21 protein-coding genes are annotated in these 25,781 nt (G+C 66.8%); 12 read left to right on the forward strand and 9 right to left on the reverse strand.

The genetic code is table 11. The features are described from left to right. Nucleotides 1-38: 38 nt before the first annotated feature. Nucleotides 39-2,090, reverse strand: a complete 2,052-nt coding sequence (locus QRO93_RS12185; RefSeq protein ID WP_180880530.1) for a glycoside hydrolase family 97 protein — start codon at nt 2,088-2,090, stop codon at nt 39-41. 237 nt (nt 2,091-2,327) lie between these two features. Here QRO93_RS12185 and QRO93_RS12190 point away from each other — a divergent pair, with 237 nt between their 5' ends. The 6 genes from QRO93_RS12190 (at nt 2,328) to QRO93_RS12215 (ending at nt 9,114) form a co-directional block, all read left to right on the forward strand. Continuing rightward, a complete protein-coding gene (locus QRO93_RS12190; RefSeq protein WP_180880531.1) occupies nt 2,328-4,520 on the forward strand; it encodes a Six-hairpin glycosidase-like protein in 2,193 nt (730 codons plus the stop codon). Next, a complete protein-coding gene (locus tag QRO93_RS12195; protein ID WP_180880532.1) occupies nt 4,517-6,004 on the forward strand; it encodes an MFS transporter in 1,488 nt (495 codons plus the stop codon). The genes QRO93_RS12190 and QRO93_RS12195 overlap by 4 nt, the downstream gene beginning before the upstream one ends. Then, the gene (locus QRO93_RS12200) at nt 6,004-7,719 is read left to right on the forward strand and encodes an alpha-amylase family glycosyl hydrolase (protein ID WP_180880533.1); all 1,716 of its coding nucleotides are present in this window, start codon (nt 6,004-6,006) and stop codon (nt 7,717-7,719) included. The genes QRO93_RS12195 and QRO93_RS12200 overlap by 1 nt, the downstream gene beginning before the upstream one ends. A gap of 140 nt (nt 7,720-7,859) precedes the next feature. Next, on the forward strand, nt 7,860-8,246 hold the full coding sequence (locus QRO93_RS12205) for an SseB family protein (protein WP_049458914.1): 387 nt from the start codon (nt 7,860-7,862) through the stop codon (nt 8,244-8,246). A 113-nt stretch (nt 8,247-8,359) separates the two neighbouring features. Continuing rightward, entirely contained in the window at nt 8,360-8,824 is a 465-nt protein-coding gene (locus QRO93_RS12210) for a GNAT family N-acetyltransferase (protein WP_053449057.1), read from the forward strand. Next, a complete protein-coding gene (locus tag QRO93_RS12215; protein ID WP_180880534.1) occupies nt 8,821-9,114 on the forward strand; it encodes a hypothetical protein in 294 nt (97 codons plus the stop codon). The genes QRO93_RS12210 and QRO93_RS12215 overlap by 4 nt, the downstream gene beginning before the upstream one ends. A gap of 84 nt (nt 9,115-9,198) precedes the next feature. Here the strand turns inward: QRO93_RS12215 and QRO93_RS12220 are convergent, their stop codons facing one another. The 3 genes from QRO93_RS12220 to QRO93_RS12230 all read right to left on the reverse strand — a co-directional run bounded on the left by QRO93_RS12220 (nt 9,199) and on the right by QRO93_RS12230 (nt 14,859). Next, a complete protein-coding gene (locus tag QRO93_RS12220) occupies nt 9,199-12,783 on the reverse strand; it encodes an ABC transporter permease subunit (protein ID WP_285304236.1) in 3,585 nt (1,194 codons plus the stop codon). Between the two features lie 12 nt (nt 12,784-12,795). Next, a complete protein-coding gene (locus QRO93_RS12225) occupies nt 12,796-13,698 on the reverse strand; it encodes an ABC transporter ATP-binding protein (RefSeq protein ID WP_049458910.1) in 903 nt (300 codons plus the stop codon). A gap of 129 nt (nt 13,699-13,827) precedes the next feature. Next, nucleotides 13,828-14,859, reverse strand: a complete 1,032-nt coding sequence (locus tag QRO93_RS12230; protein WP_180880537.1) for a LacI family DNA-binding transcriptional regulator — start codon at nt 14,857-14,859, stop codon at nt 13,828-13,830. 292 nt (nt 14,860-15,151) lie between these two features. On the opposite strand from QRO93_RS12230, the gene QRO93_RS12235 reads away from it, so the two are divergent. From QRO93_RS12235 to QRO93_RS12255, 5 genes are all read left to right on the forward strand, one after another. Next, entirely contained in the window at nt 15,152-15,733 is a 582-nt protein-coding gene (locus QRO93_RS12235; protein ID WP_133934055.1) for a single-stranded DNA-binding protein, read from the forward strand. A 200-nt stretch (nt 15,734-15,933) separates the two neighbouring features. Continuing rightward, nucleotides 15,934-16,830 (forward strand): hydroxypyruvate isomerase family protein, encoded by an 897-nt coding sequence (locus tag QRO93_RS12240; protein ID WP_180880546.1) that lies wholly within the window; start codon nt 15,934-15,936, stop codon nt 16,828-16,830. A gap of 27 nt (nt 16,831-16,857) precedes the next feature. Continuing rightward, nucleotides 16,858-18,543, forward strand: coding sequence for a GMC oxidoreductase (locus QRO93_RS12245; protein ID WP_285304237.1), 1,686 nt, complete (start codon nt 16,858-16,860; stop codon nt 18,541-18,543). Next, a complete protein-coding gene (locus QRO93_RS12250; RefSeq protein ID WP_053449063.1) occupies nt 18,543-19,118 on the forward strand; it encodes a gluconate 2-dehydrogenase subunit 3 family protein in 576 nt (191 codons plus the stop codon). The genes QRO93_RS12245 and QRO93_RS12250 overlap by 1 nt, the downstream gene beginning before the upstream one ends. A 14-nt stretch (nt 19,119-19,132) precedes the next feature. After that, nucleotides 19,133-19,876, forward strand: a complete 744-nt coding sequence (locus QRO93_RS12255; RefSeq protein ID WP_404830600.1) for a DUF1080 domain-containing protein — start codon at nt 19,133-19,135, stop codon at nt 19,874-19,876. A 30-nt stretch (nt 19,877-19,906) separates the two neighbouring features. Here QRO93_RS12255 and QRO93_RS12260 read toward each other — a convergent pair whose 3' ends face one another. From QRO93_RS12260 to QRO93_RS12280, 5 genes are read right to left on the reverse strand one after another with little or no spacing between them, the layout of a single operon-like run. Then, the gene (locus tag QRO93_RS12260; RefSeq protein WP_040008546.1) at nt 19,907-20,203 is read right to left on the reverse strand and encodes a cytochrome c; all 297 of its coding nucleotides are present in this window, start codon (nt 20,201-20,203) and stop codon (nt 19,907-19,909) included. An 18-nt stretch (nt 20,204-20,221) separates the two neighbouring features. Continuing rightward, a complete protein-coding gene (locus tag QRO93_RS12265; protein ID WP_053449065.1) occupies nt 20,222-21,088 on the reverse strand; it encodes a sugar phosphate isomerase/epimerase in 867 nt (288 codons plus the stop codon). Nucleotides 21,089-21,107: 19 nt separating this feature from the next. Continuing rightward, nucleotides 21,108-22,232, reverse strand: coding sequence for a Gfo/Idh/MocA family protein (locus tag QRO93_RS12270; protein WP_053449066.1), 1,125 nt, complete (start codon nt 22,230-22,232; stop codon nt 21,108-21,110). A 12-nt stretch (nt 22,233-22,244) separates the two neighbouring features. After that, nucleotides 22,245-23,462: a nucleoside permease gene (locus QRO93_RS12275; RefSeq protein ID WP_180880548.1), complete on the reverse strand. Its 1,218-nt coding sequence runs from the start codon at nt 23,460-23,462 to the stop codon at nt 22,245-22,247. Between the two features lie 27 nt (nt 23,463-23,489). Continuing rightward, on the reverse strand, nt 23,490-24,542 hold the full coding sequence (locus QRO93_RS12280; RefSeq protein ID WP_180880550.1) for a sugar phosphate isomerase/epimerase: 1,053 nt from the start codon (nt 24,540-24,542) through the stop codon (nt 23,490-23,492). A 95-nt stretch (nt 24,543-24,637) separates the two neighbouring features. Between QRO93_RS12280 and QRO93_RS12285 the strand changes: the two genes are divergently transcribed. Continuing rightward, nucleotides 24,638-25,672 carry a LacI family DNA-binding transcriptional regulator gene (locus tag QRO93_RS12285; protein WP_285304238.1) on the forward strand — a complete coding sequence of 345 codons (1,035 nt, stop codon included), beginning with the start codon at nt 24,638-24,640 and terminating at the stop codon, nt 25,670-25,672. The last annotated feature ends 109 nt before the right edge of the window (nt 25,673-25,781 follow it).

Here is a 25,781-nt window from a genome sequence, read left to right on the forward strand (position 1 = left end):
ACCGGTTTGCCGGCCAGCGGCCGGCACTACCGGTGCATTCAAAGCGGAGTGAATCGGATGGCCTGCCCACCCCCCGGTGCCAGCACCAGCGTCAGTGCGTCGGCGCTGGTCACCTCGCGGGTTTCGCGCACGAACGCGAACGGATTGGCGCGGAAGTCGGCGCCCTCGCCATCGCGGTAGATCTCGGCGCGATAGCGCACGCCTGGCTCGAGGAAGCCCAGCGACACCGGCAGCACGCGGCCGTGCTCGTCGGTGATGCTGCCGAGGAACCAGTCGCGGCTGTTGCGGTCGAGGCGCACGATCGTCACGTAGTCGCCCACTTCGCCATCAAGCACGCGGCTCTGCTCCCAGTCCACCGCCACGTCTTCGATGAAGCGGAACGCCTCGCGGTGCTGCAGGTAGTGCTCGGGCAGGTCGGCGGCCATCTGGATCGGGCTGTACAGCACCACGTACAGCGCCAGCTGCCGCGCCAGCGTGCTGGGAATGGCCTGGCCGTGGCGGCCCTTCAGGCTGAGGATGCCGGGGGTGTAGTCCATCGGACCGGCCAGCATGCGGGTGAACACCAGGTTGACCTCATGCTCGGGCGGGTTCGGTGGCTGGCCCCAGGCGTTGTACTCCATGCCGCGCGCGCCTTCGCGCGAGATCCAGTTCGGGTAGGTGCGGCGCAGGCCGGTGTCCTTGATCGGCTCATGCGGGTTCACCGACAGGTGCCGGCGCGCCGCCTCCTGCACCACCTTCAGGTGGTGGCGGGCCATGAACTGCCCGTCGTGCCACTCGCGCCACAGCGGGCCGCCGCTCGGATTGCGACGGTCAACCTGGCCGTCGTCGCAGACGTAACCGGTCTTGAACTGGTCTACGCCCAACCGTGCGTACAGGTCCAGCGCAGCATCCAGCTGGTCCTCGTAGTGTTCGATGGCACAGCCGGTTTCGTGGTGGCCGATCAGGTGCACCCCCTTCTTCAGGCCATATGCCGACAGTACCTCGATATCGAAATCGGGCGTGGCGCGGGTGAAATCGAAGTCGTAACCGTTGCCCACCCACATACCGTCCCAGCCGGGATTCCAGCCTTCCACCAGCACGCCGCGGAAGCCATGCGCAGCGGCGAAGTCGATCACCTTCTTCGTTTTCGCGGTGGTGGCCGCGTGCTTCGGGCCGCTCGCCCAGCTCTCGTTGTCCAGGTGCATCGACCACCACACGCCCAGGTATTTGGCCGGCTTCACCCAGCTCACATCGCCCAGCGCATTGGGTTCGTTGAGGTTGAGGATCAGGTCCGATTCGACCAGCCCGCCGGCACGGTCGGCGATCTGCAGCGTGCGCCACGGCGTGGCAAAGGGCAGGGCGCGGCGCACCTTCCAGCCTTCGGCCGAGGGCGAAAGCTGCGCGCGCAGGCGCTGGCCCTCGGTGCGGCGCAGCCACATGCCGGCATAGTCCACCAGCGCCGCCTCATGGATCGCCACGTGCAGGCCATCGCGGCTGCGCAGGGTCATCGGCGTATGCACCAGCGGCACCTCACGCAGCGGCGTGCGCTGGTACAGGTATTCGTAGTGGATCGGCTCGCCGGCGGGAATCCACCAGGCGGTCGATTCCGGCGCAATGGCGAACTCGGTCAGCTCGTCATCGATGATCGCCTCGCGCAGGCTCGGCTGCTCGGGGAACACGTAGCGGAAGCCCAGGCCATCGTCGTAGACGCGGAACACCACATCCAGCCGGCGCTTGCTGCCGCTGGTCTCGGCCAGCTGCACGGTCAGCTCGTTGAAGTGGTTGCGGGTGACCCGGCGTTCGCCCCAGGGTTGTTCCCAGCTGTCATCGACGCTGCGCCGCTGCTGGCCGAGTACGGTGAAATCACGGTCCAGGCGGCCGTCGCGCAGGGCGAAGCCGAGCTTCGAATCCTCCACCACGGTCTCGCCGAAACGCTCGACGCGGTAGCGGGCGGTGCCGCCGTCCAGTACCAGGCTGGCCTTGAGCACCTTGCCCGGCGATTCGACACTGACGACCTGCGGCGCGGCCTGCGCCAACGCGGCCATTGCCAGCAACGCCAGGCCGAACACGAGCGCGAGCATGGGCCGTACAGCAGTGGGTGACATCGGCATTTCCCCTCCCAAGGCGCCGTTGGCAGACCCGGACCATAAGCCAGTGCGACAGGTGCGCTACCGCACGACGCCATGAATACGTATGCAGCCGGACGCAGCCGACAGCCCCGCGTCTACCATGGGGCCAAGGCACCTTGAGGGAGGAGCCGTGCCCGCCCGTCGGCAACGATGGTGCGGACCTACAACGCGTGCAGAGAGGGAGGGAGGCCGACGGGCGCAAGCCGGTCCGCCGCTTCGATGCTGAAGATCATTTGCCTGACCGCTGCCCTGGGGGCAGCGCTGGGTTCGACCGCGCAGGCGGCCGACCTGCAATTCGACGGCCGCCGGGCGCGCGCCGAAGCCGCTGCCGGCGGCAGCTTCGCGCTGCATGCGCCGAAGGGCGCAGTGCAGATCGCAGCCGCACCGATGCGCAGCCAGACCGGCAGCGTGATGTTCGATGCGCTGTTCGCGCTGGCCCAGCAGGAGATGGACCAGGATCGCGTGGATGCGATCCGCGATCCTGCATTCGACGAGGGCCGACCGGTACCGTGCGAATGCTTCCAGACCGGCGCGCGCTGGCCCTATGTGTGGACCCGCGATGTCAGCTTCGCCGCCGACCTGGCGTTGGCACGGCTGGATCCGCAGCGCACCCGGCAATCGCTGCAGTTCAAGCTGTCGGCCGCGCGCGATGGGCATACGCCCGGCCTGTTCGTCGCGCAGGACACCGGGTCCGGCGGCAGCTGGCCGATCAGCAGCGACCGCGTGGTGTGGTTCCTGGCCGCACGCCACCTGCTGGATGATCCGGCGTTTGCCGACCAGGTCTGGCAGGCGCTGCAGGGCACGCTGGCGCAGGACCGTGCGATGGTGTTCGACGCGCAGATGGGCCTGTACCGCGGCGAGACCTCGTTCCTCGATTGGCGCGAGCAGACCTATCCGGACTGGACGCGCGAGGACGTGCGCTTCATCGGTGACTCGTACGCACTGTCCACCAACGTGCTGCACTACCAGGCGCTGCGCCTGGCCGAACGCCTGGCCGGCCAGCAGGGCGATGCCCGCGCGGCGGACTACAAGGGGTGGGCCGATGCGTTGGCGAAGCAGATCGATGCGCGCTTCTGGCGCGAGGATATCGGCCAGTACATGAGCTACATCGGCGAAGCCGCGCACCCGGTGCCGTACGCCAAGGTCGATCTGCTGGGCCTGTCGCTCGGCATCCTCGCCGAGGTGTTGCCGGCCGAGCGCGCGCGGCGCGCGCTGGCGACGTACCCGATGGGGCCGGCCGGCAGCCCGGTGGTCTGGCCGCAGGAAGCGCAGCAGCCGATCTACCACAACCGCGCGATCTGGCCATTCGTCAGCGCCTACTCGCTGCGTGCCGCGCGCCAGCTGGACGATGCGCCACGCATTGCCGCCGAGATCCGTTCGCTGATGCAGGGCGCGGCGCTGGCCGGTTCCAACATGGAGAACTATGAGCTGGTCAGCCTGGCCGTGCATGTCGATGAAGGCAAGCTCAGTGGGCCGGTGGTCAACTCCGAGCGCCAGCTGTGGTCGGTGGCGGGGTACCTGTCGATGGTGATCGAGGGCGTGTTCGGCGTGCAGGACGATGGTCGTGTGCAGCCCAAGCTGCCGGCGGTGCTGGTGCCGGAGTTGTTCGGCACGCAGCGTCGCATCAGCCTGGAAGCCGGCGGCAAGCGCTACGTGCTGGAGCGCCCGGCGTCGCTGGGGGCTGGCCTGCTGGTAGCCGGCAGCACGCAGACCCACGGCAACACGACCACGGTGCAGCTGGTGGCCGCACCGGCCGCGGCGGGAGGCCGCGGCATGACCGCCGACGCCAATGCCCGTGCGCCGGCCACGCCGCCTGCACCGCAGGCCACGCGCACTGGCGCCGGCTGGACCGTGCCGGTGGCGGCCGGTCAGCGGCTGTGGAAGGACGGCAAGCAGGTCGCCGCCAGCAGTGGCCAGGTGCACGTCAGCGACGATGGCCTGCAGCATTGCCTCAGCCTGACCCGGCGCGAGGGCGCATTGGAATCACTGCACGGCCCGACGGTCTGCGTCGGGCCGCAGCAGCTGTTGCAGGGCGAGCAGCGCTGGCAGTTCGCTACGGCCAACGCCGGGCGGGTGCGCCTGCGCCTGCAGTACAGCAACCCGAACGGGCCGATCAACACCGGCGTCACCGCGGTGGTGAAGCAGGTGGTGCTGCAGTGCCCGGGCCAGCCTATGCAGAAGCAGACGGTCACGATGCCGCACAGCGTGGGCGTACAGGACTCGACCTCGGCAACGTTCACGGTGCCCAAGGGGCAGTGCATGGTCACGCTTGAAGAGGGCTTCAACATGAGCGTGCTGCAGCACTTCGCGCACTACACCGGGGGCAAGGGCGGCCGCGAGGGCGTGCTCAACCAGGCCCAGGTGCAGGCGCTGAAGGTCGCCCAGGTGGCAACGGAAGAGGACGCACGATGAACCGTCCTGCCAAGCCGCAGCTGTCGTTCTGGCAGATCTGGAACATGTGTTTCGGCTTCCTCGGCATCCAGTTCGGGTTCGCCCTGCAGAACGCCAATGCCAGCCGCATCTTCGAGACCCTGGGCGCGGACATGGACGCGGTGCCAGGGCTGTGGATCGCTGCGCCGCTGACCGGCCTGCTGGTGCAGCCGGTGATCGGCTACCTGTCCGACCGCACCTGGACGCGCTGGGGCCGCCGCCGTCCGTTCTTCATGATCGGTGCGGTGCTGACCACGCTGGCGCTGCTGGTGATGCCGAATTCGCCCGCGCTGTGGATCGCCGCCGGCACGTTGTGGGTGCTGGACGCGTCCATCAACGTATCGATGGAGCCGTTCCGCGCCTTCGTCGGCGACCAGCTGGCGCCGCGCCAGCGTCCCGCCGGCTACGCGATGCAGAGCTTCTTCATCGGCGTCGGCGCCATCGTGGCCAGCTTCCTGCCGTTCCTCCTGGCCCACTTCGGCGTGGCCAACACCGCTGCTGCCGGCGAGGTGCCGGATACGGTGCGCTATGCGTTCTACTTCGGTGCGGTGGTGCTGCTGGCGGCGATCACCTGGACGGTGCTCAGCACCCGCGAGTATTCCCCGGCGGAACTGGCCGGCTTCGAGGATGCCGAGCCACCGGCGCACCATGCCGGCACCGCAGTCATCGGGCCCGCATCGTGGGGCCAGGTGGCCCTGTGGCTGGGAATCGGCGTGCTGCTGGCGCTGCTGATTGCCTGGCGCCAGGGCGACAAGATGCTGTACGTGCTGGCCGGCCTGTGCGCCGGCTACGGCCTGCTGCTGGCACTGGCGCGCGCGTTGCCGGGCACGCACATGCTGGCGGCCATCGTCGGCGACCTGCGCGCGATGCCGGTGACCATGCGTCGGCTGGCGTGGGTGCAGTTCTTCTCGTGGTTCGCGTTGTTTGCGATGTGGATCTACACCACCGCCGCGGTGGCCGGTACCCACTTCGGTTCGACCGATCCGCAGTCGGTGGCCTACAACGAAGGCGCCAACTGGGTGGGCGTGCTGTTTGGTGCCTACAACGGTTTCGCCGCGCTGGCTGCGGTACTGATCCCGCCGATGGTGCGGATGATCGGCCTGCGCTGGAGCCACCTGGTCAATCTGTGGCTGGGCGGTGCCGGGCTGGTCTCGCTGATGTTCATCCGCGATCCACACTGGCTGCTGCTGTCGATGGTCGGCGTCGGCTTCGCCTGGGCATCGATCCTGTCGCTGCCCTATGCGTTGCTGTCCGACAGTGTGCCCGCGTCGAAGATGGGCGTGTACATGGGCATCTTCAATTTCTTCATCGTGATCCCGCAGCTGGTCGCGGCCAGTGCGCTCGGCTTTGCCCTGCGTACCTGGCTGGGTGGCCAGCCAATGCATGTGCTGGTGCTGGGTGGCTGCAGCCTGTTCGTCGCCGGCCTGTGCGTGCTGCGGGTCCCGTCCCGTCCGGAGGTGGTGTGATGCGTAGTGCGCTGTCTGTTGCTGTTTCCCTGGTGCTGCTGGCCGGCCATGCGGCGGCTGCGCCGCGCCCGGATTACGTGGGTACCACCGAGCCGTTCGCCAGCGATGCGGTGTACTTCGTGGTCACCGACCGTTTCGTCAACGGCGACCCGTCCAACGATCATCGCGACCAGGGCGGCACGCATCGTACCTTCGATATCCCGGTGCCATGCCCGGACAAGGTGGACGGCAACATCGGCTACCTTGGCGGTGATTTCCGCGGCGTGCTCGACAATGCGCAGTACATCCGCAATCTTGGCTTCGGCGCGGTGTGGATCACGCCGATCGTCGACAACCCCGATGAAGCCTTCACCGGCAGCAAGCCGATCAGCTGCACCAGCACGCTGACCGACCGTGGCAAGACCGGCTACCACGGCTACTGGGGCATCAACTTCTACAAGCTCGATGAGCACCTCCCCAGCAAGGACCTGGATTTCGCCGGGCTGACCAAGGGCCTGCACGGCGCCGGCCTGAAGGTGGTGCTGGACATCGTCGGCAACCATGGCTCGCCGGCCTGGACCATGCCGACGCGGCAGCCGCAGTTCGGCCAGATCTTCGACAAGGACGGAAAGCTGATCGCCGACCACCAGAACCTGCCGCCGCAGAAGCTGGACCCGAAGCACAATCCGCTGCATGCGTTCTACAACAGCATCGGCCCGGTCGACAGCAAGGACGGTTCGATCTTCGATGGCAATCTCGCCGAGCTGTCCGACTTCAACCAGGACAACCCGGCGGTGATGGACTACCTGGTCGGCGCCTACCTGCAGTGGACCGCGCAGGGCGTGGACGCGCTGCGCATCGACACCATCGGCTGGCTGCCGCATCCGTGGTGGCATGCCTTCGTCAAGCGCATCCGCGCCGAGCATCCTGGCATGTTCATGTTCGGCGAAGCGTTCGATTACGATGCCGCGCGCATTGCCGAGCACACCTGGCCGGCCAACGCCAATGTGAGCGTGCTGGACTTCCCGCTGCGCGGTGCCCTGGAACAGACCTTCGGCACCGCAGGAAAGGGCTTTGAGACCCTGGCCGAGCCGCTGCACCTGAGCGGTGGGCCGTACGCCAACCCGTACGAGCTGATGAGCTTCTACGACAACCATGACATGCCACGCCTGCAGGCCAGCGACACCGGCTTCATCGATGCGCACAACTGGCTGTTCACCGCGCGCGGCATCCCCGTGGTCTATTACGGTTCGGAAACCGGATTCATGCGCGGCCGCGCCGAGCATGCCGGCAACCGCGCCTTCTTCGGCCAGCCGCGCGTGGATGCCGCGCCGCAGAGCCCGATCTTCGCGCCGCTGCAGCGCATCGCCCGGCTGCGTGAGGCCACCCCGGCGCTGCAGCGCGGCCTGCAGGTCAACGAGCGCCTGCAAGGCGACGAGGCGGTGTTCTTCCGGGTGCTGCAGCACAGCGATGTGGCACAGACCGCGCTGGTGCTGCTGAACAAGGGCGACCGGGCCAAGGCCTTCAGCGTGACGCGCTTCGTTCAGGCCGGTCGCTGGCGCGATGCGCTGGACGGCGGCGAGCTGAAGGTGAAGGAGGCGCTGACGGCGGAAGTGCCGGCGCACGGGGTGAAGGTCTATGTGCTGGAGGCTGCCGTACAGCAGCCGGCGCTGCAGGCCGAGCTGGACAAGGCGATGGCCGACCAACGGGCACGGGACCAGCGGCTGGGGCGGTAGTGCCGGCCGGCTGGCCGACCCCCGGATTCCTGGCGCCTGCCTACCGCTCTGGTGGGTGCCAACCTTGGTTGGCACGTTTCTCGAGCAGTCGAGCAAGCTCGACTCTACAATAGCCCCCTCCCGCAGCCTGCCGTACCGCCATGACCGACCTCGCCCCGCAGACCCCGATCGAAACCCTGCTGAAGGCGGCGATGGACGGGGCGGTGCCGATCCGCGCTTTCATGGAGGCCTTCGTCGCCTCCGAGGTGGTGCTGTTGACCGGCAGCCTGGTCACCCCCGACGGCAGCGGCTTCGACCCGCTGCTGTTCGACAAGCAGGGCACCCTGCACGTGGCCGTGTTCACCGATCCGTCGCGGGTCGGCATCTACAGCCAACAGGCCCCGCACCAGATCCGCTGGCTCATGCTGGACGTGCTGCGCCGCGTGCCGGGTGGCTACGGCGTGGTGATCAACCCGGGTACCCCGCTGGGCTTCGAAATTTCGCCCAGCGGCGTCGGCGAGATCCTGAAGGATTTCGCGCAGGGCTGAACCGCCGCCGCGCATTCTGTAGAGTCGAGCCCTGCTCGACTGCATTTCGCGAAATACCGGATGAGTCGAGCATGGCTCGACACTACAGAACGCTTCCCCATCAAGGCATGGCCATGGAATTCAGGGTATTACCCGCCGGGGCACCGGAACGGCAGCAGTTGGCGCAGTGGTATCACGCGCAATGGGGCCGCGACGCCGGCCTGTCTCTGGAACAGGAACTGCAACGGCTCAACCCAGTGCAGGATGCCGACGGCTTCCCGCATCTGATCGCCGCCTTCGATGGCGGCCAGTTGGTCGGCGCAGTGCAGCTCAAGCGCCGCGAGATGCAGGCCTTTCCGCAGTACGAGCACTGGCTGGGCAGCGTGTTCGTGGCCGATAGTCATCGCGGGCGTGGGCTGGCTGGCGCGCTGGTGGAACAGGCGGCGGCGCGGGCGGCGCGGATGGGGGTTACCGACCTGTACCTGCAGACCGAAGCGCTGGATGGCGGCCTTTACGCCCGGCTGGGCTGGAAGCCGCTGCAGGAAGCCGACAACCGCAGCCATCGCGTACTGGTGATGGTGCGCAGGATTTCCGCATGAACACGCTCGCACCGGGCCATTCCCGCTCTGCGCTGATCTTCCTGATCGCGGCGATCGTCGTCGCGCTGGTGTCCATGCCCGTGCTGCGCGCGGTGGGCATGGTGCTATGGCCGGTGTTCGTCATTGCCTGGTTGATCAACCTGGGCGCGGCCTGGCATCTGGCGCAATGGGCGCGCCAGCAGGGGCGCTCGGCCTGGGCGTTCGGCTTGCCGGCGGCGCTCGGCACCGTTGCCTCGATCGTGGTCTTCGTGCTGCTGGCGGTGCTGGGGCCGAAGCCCCCGGTGCGCTGAACCTTCGCGGCTCTCGTCGACAGCATGCCTCGGCACTAAAGGTTCCACGCGGAGCGCCGGCAAGGGGGCCGGCGCTCGATCACCTCACATCGTCACCTTGCGCCGGTTGTCACTGCTCACCCGGTCGATCAGCTTGTTGTACGGGTCGAAGCCCGCCTCATCCGGCTTCTCGTCCACGGTCACGGTGATTTTCGGCGCGGCGCCGGTGATGTGGTGGCGCTGCAGGTACAGCACTTTCTGGTCGCGTTCCTTGCCCGAAGGCCCGTTGGCGAACACGCCGATCTCGACCCAGTCATCCATCGTGCCGTCGCTTTCCTTGCCCTTGCCATCGGCGTACTGCTTGGCCGCGTGCAGGTCCAGGGTCACGTCGTAGCGACCGTCATCGCGCTTGCGCGCGCTGGCGGCCATCACCCGGTTGTCGTAGAAACTGATCTTCTCGAACAGGTCGGTGACCAGCTGCTGGCGATCGGCCGGGGTCTCTGCACGGATGTAGCCCAGCAGTTCGCGCGAGGTGGTGTAGGGCGGCTGCTGGAACCCCTTGTCCTGCAGGAAACGCTTCAACGCGCGGTTCAGCGCCTGCTCGCCGATTTCCTCGCGCAGCCGGTAGAACACCAGCGAACCCTTCTGGTAATGGATGTACTGCTGGTTCTCCACGCGCTCCAGCGGCTGCTCTTCGATGGCTTCGCCACCACGCCCGGACAGGTAGCCATCCAGTTCGCGCTTGAGGAACTGGCGCATGTGCTGGCGGCCATACTCCTGCTCCATCACCATCAGCGCCGAGTACTGCGACAGCGATTCGGAAAGGACCGTTGCGCCCTGCACGTTGGCACCGATCACCTGGTGCGCCCACCACTGGTGGGCGATCTCGTGCGCGGTGACGTAGAACACGTAGTCCACCTTGTCCGGATCACGCAGGTCGGCGATGAAGCCGATGGCCTCGGAGTAGGGGATGGTGTTGGCGAACGACTGCGCGAAGCGGGCATAGCCCGGGAACTCGATGATGCGTACCTGGCGGTGCTGGTAGGGCGTGAAGTTGGCCTCGTAGTAGGCCAGCGATTTCTGCACCGCTTCGATCATCCGGTCCACGTTGTAGCCGTGCGCCGGGTCGAAGTAGACCTCCACCGGGATGCCCTTGTACGTCGCCTTGCGCACCTCCCAGCGTGCCGACAGGTAGGCATAGAAGTTCAGCATCGGCCGGTCCATGGCATAGCTGAAGCAGCGCCGGCCGTTCACTGAGGTCTCATGCTTCAGGTAGCCCGGCGCCAGCGCGATCTGGTCCGGCGCGGTGCAGACCGTGGTACGGAAGTCGAGCCAGTCGGCATCATTGGAGATGTAGGTGTTGGCACGTGCGGCTTGGTCTTCCAGCTTGGGCATGCGCCGCGGTTCGCCGAGGTCGCGTTTGCGGCGCTCGTTGCGATCGCTGATCTCGGCACCTTCGTTGTAACCGAACGAGGGCAGTACGCGGCTGTTGAAGAAAGTTCCGTTGTCGACGATGTTGCTCGGCGCCTGGCCGGCAGTGATGCCGTTGGGTTTCTGCACCACCCGGAAGTGGACGTTGCGGCTTTCACCCGGTTGCAGTGGCGTGGCCAGACGGTAGATGCGGTAGCCAAGATCGGCGTCGTGCATCGACAAGGTCTGCCCACCCAGGTCAACCGCGACCAGCTGCTTGTCATCGCCCATCGAGACATGCACGTCCTGGATCGGCACGGCATGCGTGTTGCGCACCGTCCAGTTCGCATCGATCACCATCGACTGCGATTCCGGGAACAGGTCCACGCGGTTGTCCACCGCCACGATGCGCGGCTGCGGCAGGTTCCGGTACTTCGACAGTTCACGCTCATAGCGCGCCTGCAGGTCCAGCTGCTGGTCGGGCGATATGAATTCGTTGCGGATGTTGGTGCTCCAGTACAGCCAGCCGCCCACGCCGATGAAGGCCAGCGCCGCCAGCCCGGCAAGGGCGCCGGTGGGCCCGCGCAGGCGACGACCAGCCAGGGCCAGGCGCTGGCGCAGGCCCTGGCTGACGCCGCGCACCCAGAACGCAGAGGCCAGGCACATCAGGGTCAGCAGGAACAGTGCCCAGTAGCCCTGGAACGCCAGCTGGCCGGTCAGGAAGTGGCCGTAGCCATTCATGTCCGAATAGGGGGCGATCGGCCAGCTGCCGAAGTTGTAGATGTTCTGCGTGTAGTCGAGCATGCCCAGCACGCCCTGGCCGATCATCACCACGATCAGCAGCGCGTAGCCGACGAACTTGTTGTTGGTCAGTACCTGGAGCACCAGCGCCAGGCCTCCCATCAGGATGTAGACCACCGAATCCAGCGCCAGGCTGCGCAGGTACAGCAATGGCTCCAGATGGGTGTAGCCCTTGGCCAGCTGCACGCCCATCGCGGCCAGTGCGCCGGCTGCCTGGAAGCAGATGATCACCGCCAGCAGCGCAGTGAACTTGGCCAGCAGCGGCACCCAGTTCGGCACCGGCATGGCATCGGTCACTTCGTTGATGCGCGCACTGCGTTCCTTCCAGACCAGTTCGCCGGCGAAGAACAGCACGATGATCACCAGCAGCCAGCTGAAGGCACCCTGCAGGCCCATGATCATCTGCGAGGTGACCGGCCAGATCGAGGTGCCGTACAGGGTTTGCCGGAACAGCGCACTGGGCAGGAAGTTGGCCAGGCCCAGCACCAGCAGCACGATGAACGGCACGCTGCGCAGCACGCCGCCCGTGTCGAAACGCACCTGGCGCAGGAACTGCTGCCAGGCCGTGGTCGCGGTGAATGCCGGAACCACGCGTGGCAGGTCCGCGCGGGCAGGACGGACCGCGACGGCATCCGCAGCGGGCAGGGTAGGCTTGCGGCCCCATCGACGGCGGCCGCTGCCGCTGCGCTCGGTGCGGAACAGGGCAAACGTGGCGGCAAACAGCAGCGCGGCCACGCCCAGCCACAGCGCGCGGTTGGCCAGCAGGTAGCCAGCCAGTTCCGGAATGCCGCTGTTGCGTTCAGCGGTGGACCAGTAGCGGATGGTGCGGCCCAGCGCGCGCATGCCCAACGGCTCGCTCAGCACCGCGATCCACGTATTGTCGATGTCTCGCAGCAGGGCGGCGCTGGCGCCGAACAGCACCAGGTAGGCGACCAGGCCGATGTACACCCACAGGATCGAGCGGGTCAGTGCCGCCAGCAGTGAAAGCAGTGCGGTGGTGAACAGCAGGTTGGGAATGACGATGACCGCGAAGGTCCAGGCATAGCCCCGCCAGCTGATCGGCCCCATGCGCTCAGGATCGACCCAGGGCATGAACGGTGCCAGCCACAGGCCGAACGCGATCACGACGTAGACCAGCAACCCCGCAGCCAGGGCTGCCGCGATGCGGCCGGCCAGGTAGTCGCGACGCTTCACCGGGCTGGCGAAGATCAGTTCGGCGGTGCCGAGTTCGAAGTCACGCAGCAGCGCGTTGCTGACGAACAGGGCGGTGACCAGCATGCCGAGCAGGGTGAAGATGCCCAGCATCTGCGCGATCACCGTCGGCGCATTGCTGTGCACGTTGCCGGTGCCACCCCCTATCTGTACGGCATCGCTGGAGGCGGCGGCGAAGGCGAGCAGGGCGAACAGCCCGGCCAGCAGCCACAGCAGCGGAGAACGCAGCTGCTCGCGCAGCTCGAACCGGAAGAAGTTGAGGATCATGGCGCGCTCCGCTCAGGCCGCCGCGCGGGCACGGGCCTGCAGGCGCAGGCGCTGGAAGTACACGTCCTCGAGGTCGGGCGCCACCGCCGCGAAGCCGTCGCCGGGGTCGTTGGCGCTGTGCACGTGGATCACCGGGCGGCCACCCACCAGTCGCGTGGACAGCACCACGTAGCGCGCCTCATGGTCGGCCAGTTCCGAAGGATCGACCTGCTTGCGCCAGACCTGGTGCTGCAGCGCGTCGATCGCTTCGGCCGGGCGCCCGGTCAACAGCACCTGGCCCTTGTTCATGATCGCCATCGTCGGGCACAGGTCAGTCACGTCCTCGACGATGTGGGTGGACAGGATCACCGCCACGTTCTCGCCGATCGCCGCCAGCAGGTTGAGGAATCGGTTGCGCTCCTCCGGGTCGAGGCCGGCGGTGGGTTCATCGACGATCACCAGCCGCGGGTCGCCCAGCAGCGCCTGGGCAATGCCGAAGCGCTGGCGCATGCCGCCGGAGAACGTGCCGAGCTTGCGCTTGCGCGCATCCCACAGGTTCACCTGCTGCAGCAGCCCATCGACCACTTCGCGGCGCTGCGCACGCTGGGTCAGCCCCTTGAGTACTGCGAAATGCTCCAGCAGGTCCAGCGCGCTGACCTTTGGATACACGCCAAAATCCTGCGGCAGGTAGCCCAGCCGGCGGCGCACGGCGTCCTTGTCGCGCAGCACGTCGATTGGCGCTTCGCCGGGGATGCTGAGCGTGGCCGTACCACTGTCGGCCTCCTGCAGGGTGGACAGTGTGCGCATCAGCGAGGACTTGCCCGCGCCGTTCGGGCCGAGCAGGCCGAACATGCCGCGCGGGATGTCCAGGCTGACGTTGTTGAGTGCGTGCACGCCGTTGGCGTACGTCTTGGACAGCGAATCGATCTTCAGCATGCGACGTACACCTTTCCCTGGGCGATGTCTGCGCGTTATCCGCGCATCCGCGTCCGTGCGCATCCGCCGTTGGTCATGGGGGGGGAATCCGGCTGTCGCGCGTTGGCAGGGCCAGTGGCCCTTCGCTGCCTACCCGCGCTGCGACGAATCGCGTACCACCAGCTTCACCGGGATGCTCTGGCTGTCCACCGGCTGCCGGCCGATCAGTGCCAGCAGGCGCTCCACCAGCAGCTGGCCGGCCTGCTTGGTGTCCTGCTGCACGGTGGTCAGCGCCGGCGACACCGAAGCCGCCAGCGGAATGTCGTCGAAGCCGGTGACCGCCACGTCCTGCGGCACCCGCAGCCCGGCCCCGCGCAGGGCCCGCATCGCACCGATGGCGATCAGGTCGCTGGCCGCGCAGATCGCATCGATCGGTTCGCCGCGCGCCAGCAGCGCCTGGCAGGCCTGCTGGCCGGAAGCCTCGGTGGTGATGGCATCGTGCTGCAGCGCTGGCTCGGCGCTCAGGCCGCGCTCCTGCAGCGCCGCCACATGGCCGCGGTAGCGCTCCTGGAATTCGGGGTAATGGCTGGAGGCATGGCCGAGGAAGGCGATCCGGCGGCAGCCCTGCTGCAGCAGGTGGGTGGTGATGTCGTGCCCGCCCTGGAAGTTGTCGCTGCCGATCGACACGCCGGGCTGGCCGGGCAGGGCGGCGCCCCAGCGCACGAAGTGCGTACCCTGTTCGACCAGCCGCTGCAGGCGGTCGCGCGATTCGTGGTAGTCGCCGTAGCCCAGCAGGATGATGCCGTCGGCCTTGTTGCTGTCTTCGTAATCGGCCTGCCAGTCGGTGGAGAGCTGCTGGAACGAGACCAGCAGGTCCTGCCCGTGCAGGGCGCAGGCGCGGGTGATCGAGCCCAGCATCGAATGGAAGAACGGGTTGATCAGCGAATCGTCGTTGGTCGGGTCCTCGAAGAACAGCAGGGCCAGGGTGCCGGCATTGCGCAGGCGCAGGCTGGAGGCGTTCTTGTCGACCTTGTAGTTCAGCTCGCGGGCGATGCGCAGGATGCGCTCGCGGGTCTCGGCGTTGACCATCGGGCTGCCACGCAGGGCCCGCGACACGGTGGGCTGGGAGACCCCGGCCAGGTGGGCGATGTCCAGGGAGGTGGCTTTGCCTTTGATGATCATGGGGCGCGGAAGGGGCCAGGTGGAAGGTGCCTGGGCATGATGCCATGGGCAGACGCGAATGCCCCTGCGGTAGGTCGACGGGATGGCGGTAAGTCATTGCCGGACAAGGAAATCAGCCCGAATCTCAGGTGCCGCCGGGGTCTTCCGGCCGGGCGGATGGCGGCGGCAATGCTAAGATGCCTCGTTCTCGCATTCCCCCAAATTTCAACAGGGGCGGCCCAGCGTACTGCACCCCCGCCCGGGGCTGTGCTATCACTGGCGGTCTGCCCCTGGACAACGGACGAAGGTACCTATGGCGCGCGGCATCAACAAAGTCATCCTGGTCGGCAATCTCGGCAACGACCCGGACGTGAAGTACACCCAGGGCGGCATGGCGATCACCCGCATCAGCCTGGCCACCACCAGCGTCCGCAAGGACAAGGATGGCAACCAGCAGGAGCGCACCGAATGGCACCGCGTGGTGTTCTTCGGCAAGCTCGGCGAGATCGCCGGCGAGTACCTGCGCAAGGGCAGCTCGGTCTACGTCGAAGGCAGCCTGCGCTACGACAAGTACACCGGCCAGGACGGCGTGGAGAAGTACTCCACCGATATCATCGCCGATGAAATGCAGATGCTGGGCGGCCGCGGTGAAGGCGGCGGCGGTGGTGGCGGTGGTGGCAACTACGGCGGCGATCGTCCGCAGCGCCAGCAGGCGCCGCGCCAGGAGTACGGCGGCGGCGGTGGCGGTGGCCAGCGTGGCGGCCAGGGCGGTGGCTATGGCAACCAGGGCGGCAACCAGGGCGGCGGCTACGGCAACCAGGGTGGCAACCAGCGCCCGCAGCCGCAGCAGGCGCCGCCGATGGACGACTTCGCTGACGACGATATTCCGTTCTGATCGGGCGCTCGCCTGTTGCAGAAAAGAAAGCCCCGCCATGCGGGGCTTTTCTTTTTTCACCTGTACTTGCGGTCGTGCTCCCGCAGCATTGAATTTCTTGCAGCGCAACTTGCAAACCGGCAATTCCCTCCCCTATGGTGCAATCGATTGCATTGCTGTGAATCGTTGCGTTTGATACCGGTTGGGAGGCCGGCAGGTGGATGTCCATCCATTCGATCAGACCGGCCCCGGCGACGGGCCTCACGCGGCGCGATGCGTTGCGCCTTGCGGTTGCCGGTGGCATTGGCCTGGGGGCGGCAGGCGTGCTCCCTGCGTTCGCCGCCGATGCACCGCTCAAGGGCCAGCTGAAGCACTCCGTCGCGCGCTGGACCTTCCCGCAGTTGTCGGTGGCCCAGCTCTGCAGCACGGTGAAGGACATCGGCTTCGCCGCCATCGACCTGGTCGGCCCGGAGGACTGGCCGACGCTGAAGGCCCATGACGTGTACAGCTCGATGTGCAACGGCGCAGAGCTGGGCCTGACCCAGGGCTTTGCCGGCCGCCAGTTCCACGATCAACTGGTGGAGCGCTACACGCGGCACATCGATCTGGTCGCCGATGCGGGCTATCGCAATCTCATCTGCTTCTCCGGAAATCGCAACGGCATGGACCCGCAGGACGGCATGGCCAATGCCGAGGCCGGCCTCAAGCGCATCCTCGGCCATGCCGAGAAGCGCGGCGTGGTGCTGGTGATGGAGCTGCTGAATTCCAGGGTCGATCATCACGACTACCTGTGCGACCACTCCGCCTGGGGCGTAGAGCTGTGCCAGCGGCTGGGCTCGGACAACTTCGGCCTGCTGTACGACATCTACCACATGCAGATCATGGAGGGCGACATCATCGCCACCATCGGCAGGCATCACGCCTGGTTCAAGCATTACCACACCGCAGGCGTGCCCGGCCGGAATGAGATCGGAGACCAGCAGGAACTCCAGTATCCGGCCATCTGTCGCGCGATCCGCGATACCGGTTTTGAGGGCTATCTGGCGCAGGAATTCATGCCTGCGGCGCCAGACCCCATCAACTCTCTGCGCGAGGCGATCCGCCTCTGCGACGTCTGAAACGATATCCACCCAGGTGAGAAACCCATGGCAGATAATCACTACGACGCCATCGTTGTTGGCTCGGGAATCAGTGGCGGTTGGGCGGCGAAGGAGCTGACCGAGAAGGGACTGAAGGTCCTGATGCTGGAACGTGGCCGCAACATCGAGCACGTCAAGGACTATGTGAACGCGATGAAGGAAGCGTGGGACTTCCCGCATCGCAACCGGCCCACCCAGGCGATGAAGGCCGACTTTCCTGTGCTGATGCGCGACTACGGCCTGGCCGAAAACCTGGAAGGGATGTGGGCCAACGAACAGGACTCGCCCTACATCGAGACCCAGCGCTTCGACTGGTTTCGTGGCTATCACGTCGGTGGCCGCTCATTGCTGTGGGGGCGGCAGAGCTATCGCTTCTCCGATCTGGATTTCGAGGCGAACCTGAAGGACGGCATCGCCACCGACTGGCCGATCCGCTACGCCGACATCGCGCCGTGGTACGACCATGTGGAGAAGTTCGCCGGCATCGCCGGCACGCGCGAAGGCCTGGACGTGTTGCCGGACGGCGAATTCCTGCCGCCGATCCCGTTGAACATCGTCGAGAAGGACGTGGCCGCACGGATCAAGAAAGCCTTCGGCGGCACCCGCCACATGATCCACTCGCGCACCGCCAACATCACCCAGCCGATGCCCGAGCAGGGTCGCGTCAACTGCCAGTACCGCAACAAGTGCATTCTGGGTTGTCCTTTCGGTGCCTATTTCTCGACCCAGGCGGCGACGCTGCCGGCGGCGGTGAAAACCGGCAACCTGACGCTGCGGCCGTTCTCGATCGTCAAGGAAGTGCTCTATGACAAGGATCGCAAGCGTGCGCGCGGCGTGGAGGTCATCGATGCCGAGACTGGCCAGACCTACCAGTACACCGCCAAGGTGATCTTCCTCAACGCCTCCTCCTTCAACTCGACCTGGCTGCTGATGAACTCGGCCACCGATGTCTGGGAGGGCGGCCTGGGTTCCTCGTCCGGCGAGCTGGGGCATAACGTGATGGACCATCATTTCGGAGCGGGTGCTTCCGGCCGCGTCGAGGGCTACGAAGACAAGTACTACTTCGGCCGTCGACCCTGCGGTTTCTATATTCCGCGGTTCCGTAACGTCGCCGCCGACAAGCGCGGTTACCTGCGCGGGTTCGGCTACCAGGGCGGTGCCAGCCGCACAGGCTGGTCGCGCGAGATCGCCGAGCTGAACATTGGTGCCGACCTGAAGGATGCGCTGACCGTGCCCGGCGACTGGCGCATCGGCATGACCGGGTTCGGTGAAATGCTGCCGCACCACGACAATACGATCCGCCTGGACCGCGAGCGCAAGGACAAGTGGGGACTGCCGGTGCTGGCGATGGACGTTGCCATGCGCGCCAATGAACTGGCGATGCGCAAGGACATGGCCGCCGATGCCGCCGAGATGCTGGAGGCGGCCGGGGTCAAGGACGTGAAGATGCACGACAACGACTACGCGCCGGGCAAGGGCATCCATGAAATGGGAACCGCGCGCATGGGCCGTGATCGGAAGAGCTCGGTATTGAACCAGCACAATCAGGTGTGGGATGCACCCAACGTCTATGTCACCGACGGTGCCTGCATGACCTCCAGCGCGTGCGTGAATCCGTCGCTGACCTACATGGCGCTGACCGCCCGCGCCGCCGACCATGCCGTGCGTGAACTGAAAGCGGGGAACCTCTGATGGATCGTCGCGAACTGTTGAAGATGATCGTTGCTGCCACGGGTGCGGCCATGGTCGGTCTGCCGGCGCTGGTACAGGGCAAGGCACCGGCTGCCGGGGCGATGCCTGCCTTCTCCGACGCCGATATCGCCTTGCTGGACGAGATCGCCGAGACCATCCTGCCACGGACGAAAACACCGGGAGCGAAGGATGCCGGTGCGGGTCCGTTCATGGCGACCTTCGTTGCCGACTGCTACACCGCCCGGCAGCAGGCGACGTTCCGCGCCGGCCTCTCCGACATCGACGCGCGCTCCGGTGGCCGCTTCGCATCGCTCACGCCAGACGCCCGTAACACGCTGCTGCGCACGCTGGATGCAGAAGCAAAGGCACGCACGGCCGAGGTGACCGAGACGGGCACTCCGGAAGAGGGCGAGGCGATGCCGCATTACTTCACGATGCTCAAGCAGCTGGCCATCTTCGGCTTCTTCACTTCGAAGGTGGGCGCGACTGAAGTGCTGCACTACGTTGCGGTACCGGGTCGCTACGATGGCGACCTGGCCTATGTTGCCGGCACGCCTGCATGGGGGACCAGCTGATGGAGCGCTGCATGATGATCAAGCCGCTGCTGATCGCGGCCGGTGTACTGGCCGCCGGTTCCGCGTTCGCACAGGAGGGCGCCGACCCTGCGCGCGATCCGAAGAAGACCGAGGTGTGGACGCCGGTGCCTGCAACCGTGGCCACGCCGCCAGGCAAGGCGCCGTCCGACGCCATCGTATTGTTCGATGGCAAGGATGTCTCGGCCTGGGAATCGGAGCAGGGTGGGCAAGTGCCCTGGAAAGTTGCCGATGGCGCCATGACTGTTGTGCCGGGCAGCAAGGGCATTCGCACAAAGCAACGTTTCTGCGACGTGCAGCTGCATGTCGAGTGGCGCACGCCCACCGATACGAAGGGCTTCGATGGACAGAACCGCGGCAACAGCGGCATCTTCCTGCAGGAGCTGTATGAGCTGCAGGTGCTGGACAGCTACAACAATCCGACTTATGCCAACGGCCAGGCGGGCTCGATCTACAAGCAGGCCATGCCGCTGGTGAATGCCTCGCGCGCGCCGGGCCAGTGGCAGGCCTACGACATCCTCTGGAAGGCACCGCGCTTCTCGGCGGGCGGAGGGCTGGTGTCGCCCGCGCGCATCACGGTGCTGCACAACGGCGTGCTGGTGCAGGACGACACCGTGCTGGCGGGCAGGACCGAATACATCGGTGCACCTTCCTATGCGCCACACGCGTGCGCACCGCTCTATCTGCAGGAACATGATTCCAGGGTCAGCTACCGCAACATCTGGGTGCGCGAACTGTAGTGGCATACGGCCGGCGTGGTCGCCGGCCGCTTACTTCGCCAGGTAGCTGGCGATGTCGTTGATTTCCTGCTGCGAGAGCTGGGAGAAGGGCGGCATCAGCCCACCGCCCTTGCTGATCTTTTCCTTGATCTGCGCCGGTGCCATGCGCTTGCCGATGTCGGTGAGCGCCGGGAAAGCGCCCGGCATGCCCGCACGATCGGCGCCGTGGCAGGCCACGCAGTTCGCGGTGTAGAGCTTTGCACCTGCAGCCGGGTCGTCCTTGCACCAGGCGGCCGTTGCGGAGCCCAGGCCGCCCAGGGCCACGGCCATTGCCAGGATCATTTTCATGTGGGGCTCCTTCATGCGTCAGGGCTGCGCAGGGGCGGGCGCATTGACGGTCAGGTGTTCACGCAGATAGTCCGCGCCGGTCTGGATGACCTTGGCCGGATCGCGCGGCTGGTCATGTTCGACGATGTACCAGTGCACGCCAGCGGCCGCTGCGGCCGGCAGGATCGCGTTCCAGTCCAGCACGCCCTGGCCGACCGCGGCGAATCCGCCCTCGTCTTCGGCCCGGCCCTTGGGGGCATTGTCCTTGGCGTGAACCGCGAAGACATGCCCGCGGAACCTGCCCAGCATCACCGCAGGGTCCAGGCCGGCACGCGCGACCCAGGCCAGGTCCAGCTCGGTCTGCAGGTCGGGACCGGCGGCGGCGAACAGCAGTTCCAGCCCCGTCCTGCCGTTGAAGTCGACCAGCTCGAAGTCGTGGTTGTGGTAGGCCAGGTACATGCCCTTGGCCCGCACCTGTTTGGCGATGCGGCCCAGTTCCTGGCCCAGTGCGGTCCAGCCTGCGGCATCGGCCGGCCGGTCCTTCTGGTCCAGGTAGGGCACCACCAGCGTGCTGTTGCCGATCGCGCGGTTGAAGGTCACTACGCCGTCCAGGTTGTTGCGCAGCTCGGCCAATGGCACGTGCGACGAAATGGCCCTGATCGAATAGCGGTCCAGCAGCTGCTTGAGGTCCGCCGCGCTGGTGTTCTGCGTGCCGACCGTTTCCACCGCATGCACGCCCGCGTCGTGGACGATCTTCAACTGCTGCTCGAGCGAGCCGGCGTTGCGCAGGGTGTACATCTGCACCGCGATCGGCTTCTGCGTGCCTGCCACTTCGCCCGCGAAGGCGGGCAGGGCAGCGAGCAGCAGCAGGACGAGGCCTGCGGTTCTACGGACAGGGGCTTTCATCAAGAGATCCTCCCGGGTTTCAAGCGATGGTGGTCCAGGCGCGTGTCCTGGCCGATGTGATGACACGGTCGACGATCAGCGCCGAGCGCAGGCCATCGTCGAAGGTAGGCAGCCCCTCGGGCCGCTCGCCGTCGATGGCGCGATAGGTGTCGGCGACAAAGGCCTCGAAGCACTGGGCGTAACCCTGTGCGTGCCCGGCCGGCAACACCGACAACCGGCGCTGTTCGGCACTGCCGGCTCCCGGCCCACGCACGAAGGTTTCTTCGCGCTGGTCGGGCCACCCGATCCACAGCCGCTCGGCATCTTCCTGGTTGAACGCCACGCTGGCCCGGGCGCCATCGATCTCGAACCAGAGACGGTTGCGGCGTCCGGCAGAGACCTGGCTGACCGTCAGTGATGCCAGCGTGCCGTTGCCGGTGCGGAACATCGCCGCCGCCACGTCCTCGCTGGCGACCGCCTGCATCGCACCGCCGGCTGCCGGGGTGCTGAAACTCTGCGCGCCGGAGGCGCTGCGCTCGGCGATCACCGTGTCGAACGCCGCGCTGACCTCGGCGAAGCGTTCACCGCTGACCCATTCCACCAGGTCACACCAGTGCGAACCGATGTCGGCGAACACACGCGAAGCGCCGCCCAGCGCCGGATCGACGCGCCAGTTGTTGCTGGCCGGGTCCAGCAGCCAGTCCTGCAGGTAACTGCCATGGATGAGGTGCAGGGGGCCGATGTCGCCTGCGGCGATGCGCGCGCGTGCTTCCCGCACCACCGGGTGGTAGCGGTAGACGAAGGGAACCGTGGCGACCAGGCCGCTCGAGCTGGCCAGTGCGGCCAGCGCCTGCGCGTCTTCCAGCGTGGTCGCCAGTGGCTTCTCGCAGACCACGTGCTTGCCGGCCCGCAGTGCAGCTTCGGCCATGGGCCGGTGCAGGTGGTTGGGCGTGCAGACGTGCACGACCTGCACCTGCGGGTCGGCCACCACCTCCTCGATATCGCGATAGCCGCGCGGGACACCCCACGCCTGCGCTACCTCGGCGGCGCGCTGCGCGGAAGAGGCGGCCACGCCACGGATGTCGGCACCGGCCAGCAAGGCGGCGCGACGATGCACGGCCGCGATCATGCCGGTACCGATGATGGCGATTCCAGGCTTGGGCATCGGCTGCAGTCCTCAGGGCGTGGACGCTGCGGCCGCAACCACCGGCCGGTCGCGGAACAGCAGCAGGAAGGCGATCAGCACGATGAGTGCGACGCCGGCCGGGAACAGCCAGATCTGCTGCCAGTCGGGCCCTGCGGCGGTGGTGTAGTGCTCCACCACCGCGCCGGACAGGAAGGTGCCGATCAGCATGCCCACGCCATAGGTGGCCAGGGTGATGAAGCCCTGCGCACTGCTGCGTGCGTCGGGACCGGCATGGGCATCGGTGTAGATCTGGCCGGTGACGAAGAAGAAGTCGTAGCAGATGCCATGCAGCACGATGCCGATCACCAGCAGCGAGAAGCCACTGCCGGCATCGCCAAAGGCGAACATGCCGTAGCGCACGACCCACGCTGCCATGCCCACCGCCAGCATCGTCTTGACCCCCAGCCGCACGAACAGAAACGGCATGGCCAGCATCAGCAGCACTTCCGAAACCTGGCCCAGCGACTGCAGGCCCGCGGCGCCGCGCACGCCCAGATCGTTGAGATAGGGGTTGGTGAAGTTGTAGTAGAACGACAGCGGGATGCAGATGGCGATGGAGGCCAGGAAGAACACCAGATAGGACCGCGACTTCAGCAACCGCAGTGAATCCAGCCCGAGGATCTGACCCAGCCCGGCGTCACGTTGCCGGGCCAGCGGCGGCGTGTGCGGCAGAGTGAAGGCATACAGGCCGAGCAGCAGCGATGCCAGCGCGGCCATCTGGAAGGTCAGCTCGAGCCGGTGTGCCTGCTCCCAGCCCATCCAGCCGATCAGCACGCCGGCGATGATCCAGCCGATGCTGCCGGCGACCCGCACCAGCGGGAACTGTTTTTCAGGCGATTGCATGTGCCGCATCGCCACGCTGTTGGCCAGTGCCAGCGTCGGCATGAACAGCAGCATGTAGCCCAGCACGCAGGCGGAGAATGTGGTGAAGTCCGTCGCGGTGGACGCCAGCCACAGCAGCACCGCACCGGCCAGGTGCAGGACCGCGAGGATGCGCTGCGCCGCGAAGTAGCGATCGGCGATCAGCCCGACCAGGAAGGGCGCGACGATGGCCCCGATCGACTGGCTGAGGAAGGCGGTCGCGACCTGGCTCGCGCTGGCCTGCAACGGGCCCTGCACCAGGTACGTGCCCAGGGTGACGAACCACGCTCCCCAGATGAAGAACTGCAGAAACATCATCGCGCCCAAGCGCGACATGGCGTGCGTCATGGCTTGCCCTCCCGGGGCGGTAATGACTCAGATTCCCAGCATGCGATGCAGTGAAGCGGCGTGGGTGCCGCTGTCGGCGAAATCATCGAAGGCGCGTTCGGTCACGCGGATGATGTGGTCGCGGATGAAGGCAGCGCCTTCGCGCGCGCCGTCCTCGGGGTGTTTCAGGCAGCACTCCCACTCCAGCACCGCCCAGCCCGGAAAGTCGTACTGCGCCATCTTCGAAAAGATCGCCTTGAAGTCGATCTGGCCATCGCCGAGCGAGCGGAACCGGCCCGGACGATCGATCCAGTCCTGGTAGCCGCCATACACGCCGCTGCGGGCGCTCGCACGGTACTCGGCGTCCTTGACGTGGAAGATGCCGATGCGGTCGTGATAGCGGTCGATGAAGCCCAGGTAGTCCATCTGCTGCAGCAGCAGGTGGCTGGGGTCATACAGGATCTTCGCCCGCGGGTGATGATCCACCACGTCGAGGAAGCGCTCGAAGGTGGCGCCGTCGTGCAGGTCTTCGCCGGGGTGGATCTCGAAGCACAGGTCCACGCCGCAGGCGTCGAACGCATCCAGGATCGGGCGCCAGCGGCGGCCGAGTTCGGCGAAGGCTTCGTCCACCAGGCCGGGCGGGCGCTGCGGCCAGGGATAGAAGTACGGCCAGGCCAGCGCACCGGAAAAGGTCGCGTGCGCGGTCAGTCCCAGATGCTGGCTGGCTTTGGCCGCCAGCATCAGCTGATCGACCGCCCAGGCCTGGCGGGCGGCGGGGTTGCCGTGCACCGCAGGCGGTGCGAAGCCGTCAAAGAGGCTGTCATAGGCGGGGTGGACGGCGACCAGCTGTCCCTGCAGATGGGTCGACAGTTCGGTGATCTGCACACCGTGTCCGGCCAGCATGCCGGCAACATCATCGCAGTAGGCCTGGCTGTGTGCTGCTTGGGCCAGATCGAACAGGTGGGGCGCCGTGGTGGGTACTTGTACGCCAGAATAGCCCAGCCCCGCGGCCCATCCGGCCAACGTGTCCAGCCGATCAAAAGGAGCTTTGTCGCCGATGAACTGCGCCAGGAACAGCGCTGGACCCTTGAGCGTCTTCAAGATGATTCGCCCTCGATGCAATCGATTGCATTACCCTAGCATGGGCCTCCCGCAGACCCGTTGTGCAGTGCACAGCGGAAACAAGAGCTGAAACCATGGCAACCATCTACGACATCGCCAAGCACGTGGGCGTCTCTGCCGGTACGGTGTCGCGGGCACTTTCCCGGCCGGACAAGGTGCTGCCCGCCACGCGCGCGCGCATCGAGCAGGCGGCTGCCGCGCTCGGCTACGTGCCCAATACGGTGGCCAGGACGCTCAAGACCCAGCGCAGCGGCAAGATCCTGGTCACCGTGCCGGATATCGCCAATCCATTTTTCGCCCAGATCCTGCAAGGCGCAGAAGAGGCGGCACAGGCGGTTGGCTACGCGGTGCTGCTGGGCGATACCCAGCACCAGCCCGACCGCGAGGAGCGCTATGCGCAGATGCTCCGGCGCAACGAGGCCGACGGCATGATCGTGCTGGGGCATCGATTGCCGCCGACGGCGCGCGAGATCGTGCAGCAGCGCGGCGCCGCCGCACCGGTGGTCAATGGATGCGAGTTCGATCCTGCGCTGGGCATTCCCAGCGTCCACATCGACAACGCGGCGGCTGCACGCGCGGTGATGGAACACCTCTACGGATTGGGTCACGAGCAGATCGCCGTGGTCGGCGGGCCGCCCGACAACCCCCTGCACCAGCATCGGCTGCAGGGCGTCCGGGCCGCGGGCAAGGCGCGCGGAAGGCTGCGCCAGCAGCGCATCGTGCCAGGCGACTTTTCCGTGGAATCCGGCCACGCGGCGGCAATGGCGTTGCTGGACGTGGCACCGGCACCGACCGCGATCTTCTGCTTCAGCGACCAGATGGCGCTGGGCGCCCTGGCGGCCTGCCGTGAGCGGGGTATCCGCGTGCCGGATGACCTGTCCATCGTGGGGTTCGACGACCTGGCGTCCTCCCGTTACCTCACGCCGCCGTTGACGACCATCCGGCAGCCGATGCGCGAGATCGGCGAGCGCGCGGTCAAGCTGCTGCTGGCGATCATCGAGCATGCCGATGTGCCGCTCCAGCAGACGCTGGATTTCAGCCTGATGCTGCGGGGCTCGACGGCGGCGCCCAGGCCAGGTCGCAACCTTGATCCCTTGATCCCGAATTGACGCGAAGCTGTCAGACTCACGCCAGGCAGCCCGGCACGCGTCGAGGTGGAGTGCCGGGCTGGAGTGCTGAGGTGGAGTTCTGAGATGGAACGTGCGATCGCGCAAGGGG

This window comes from Stenotrophomonas maltophilia group sp. Smal17, assembly GCF_030237045.1.
Classification (GTDB): domain Bacteria; phylum Pseudomonadota; class Gammaproteobacteria; order Xanthomonadales; family Xanthomonadaceae; genus Stenotrophomonas; species Stenotrophomonas forensis.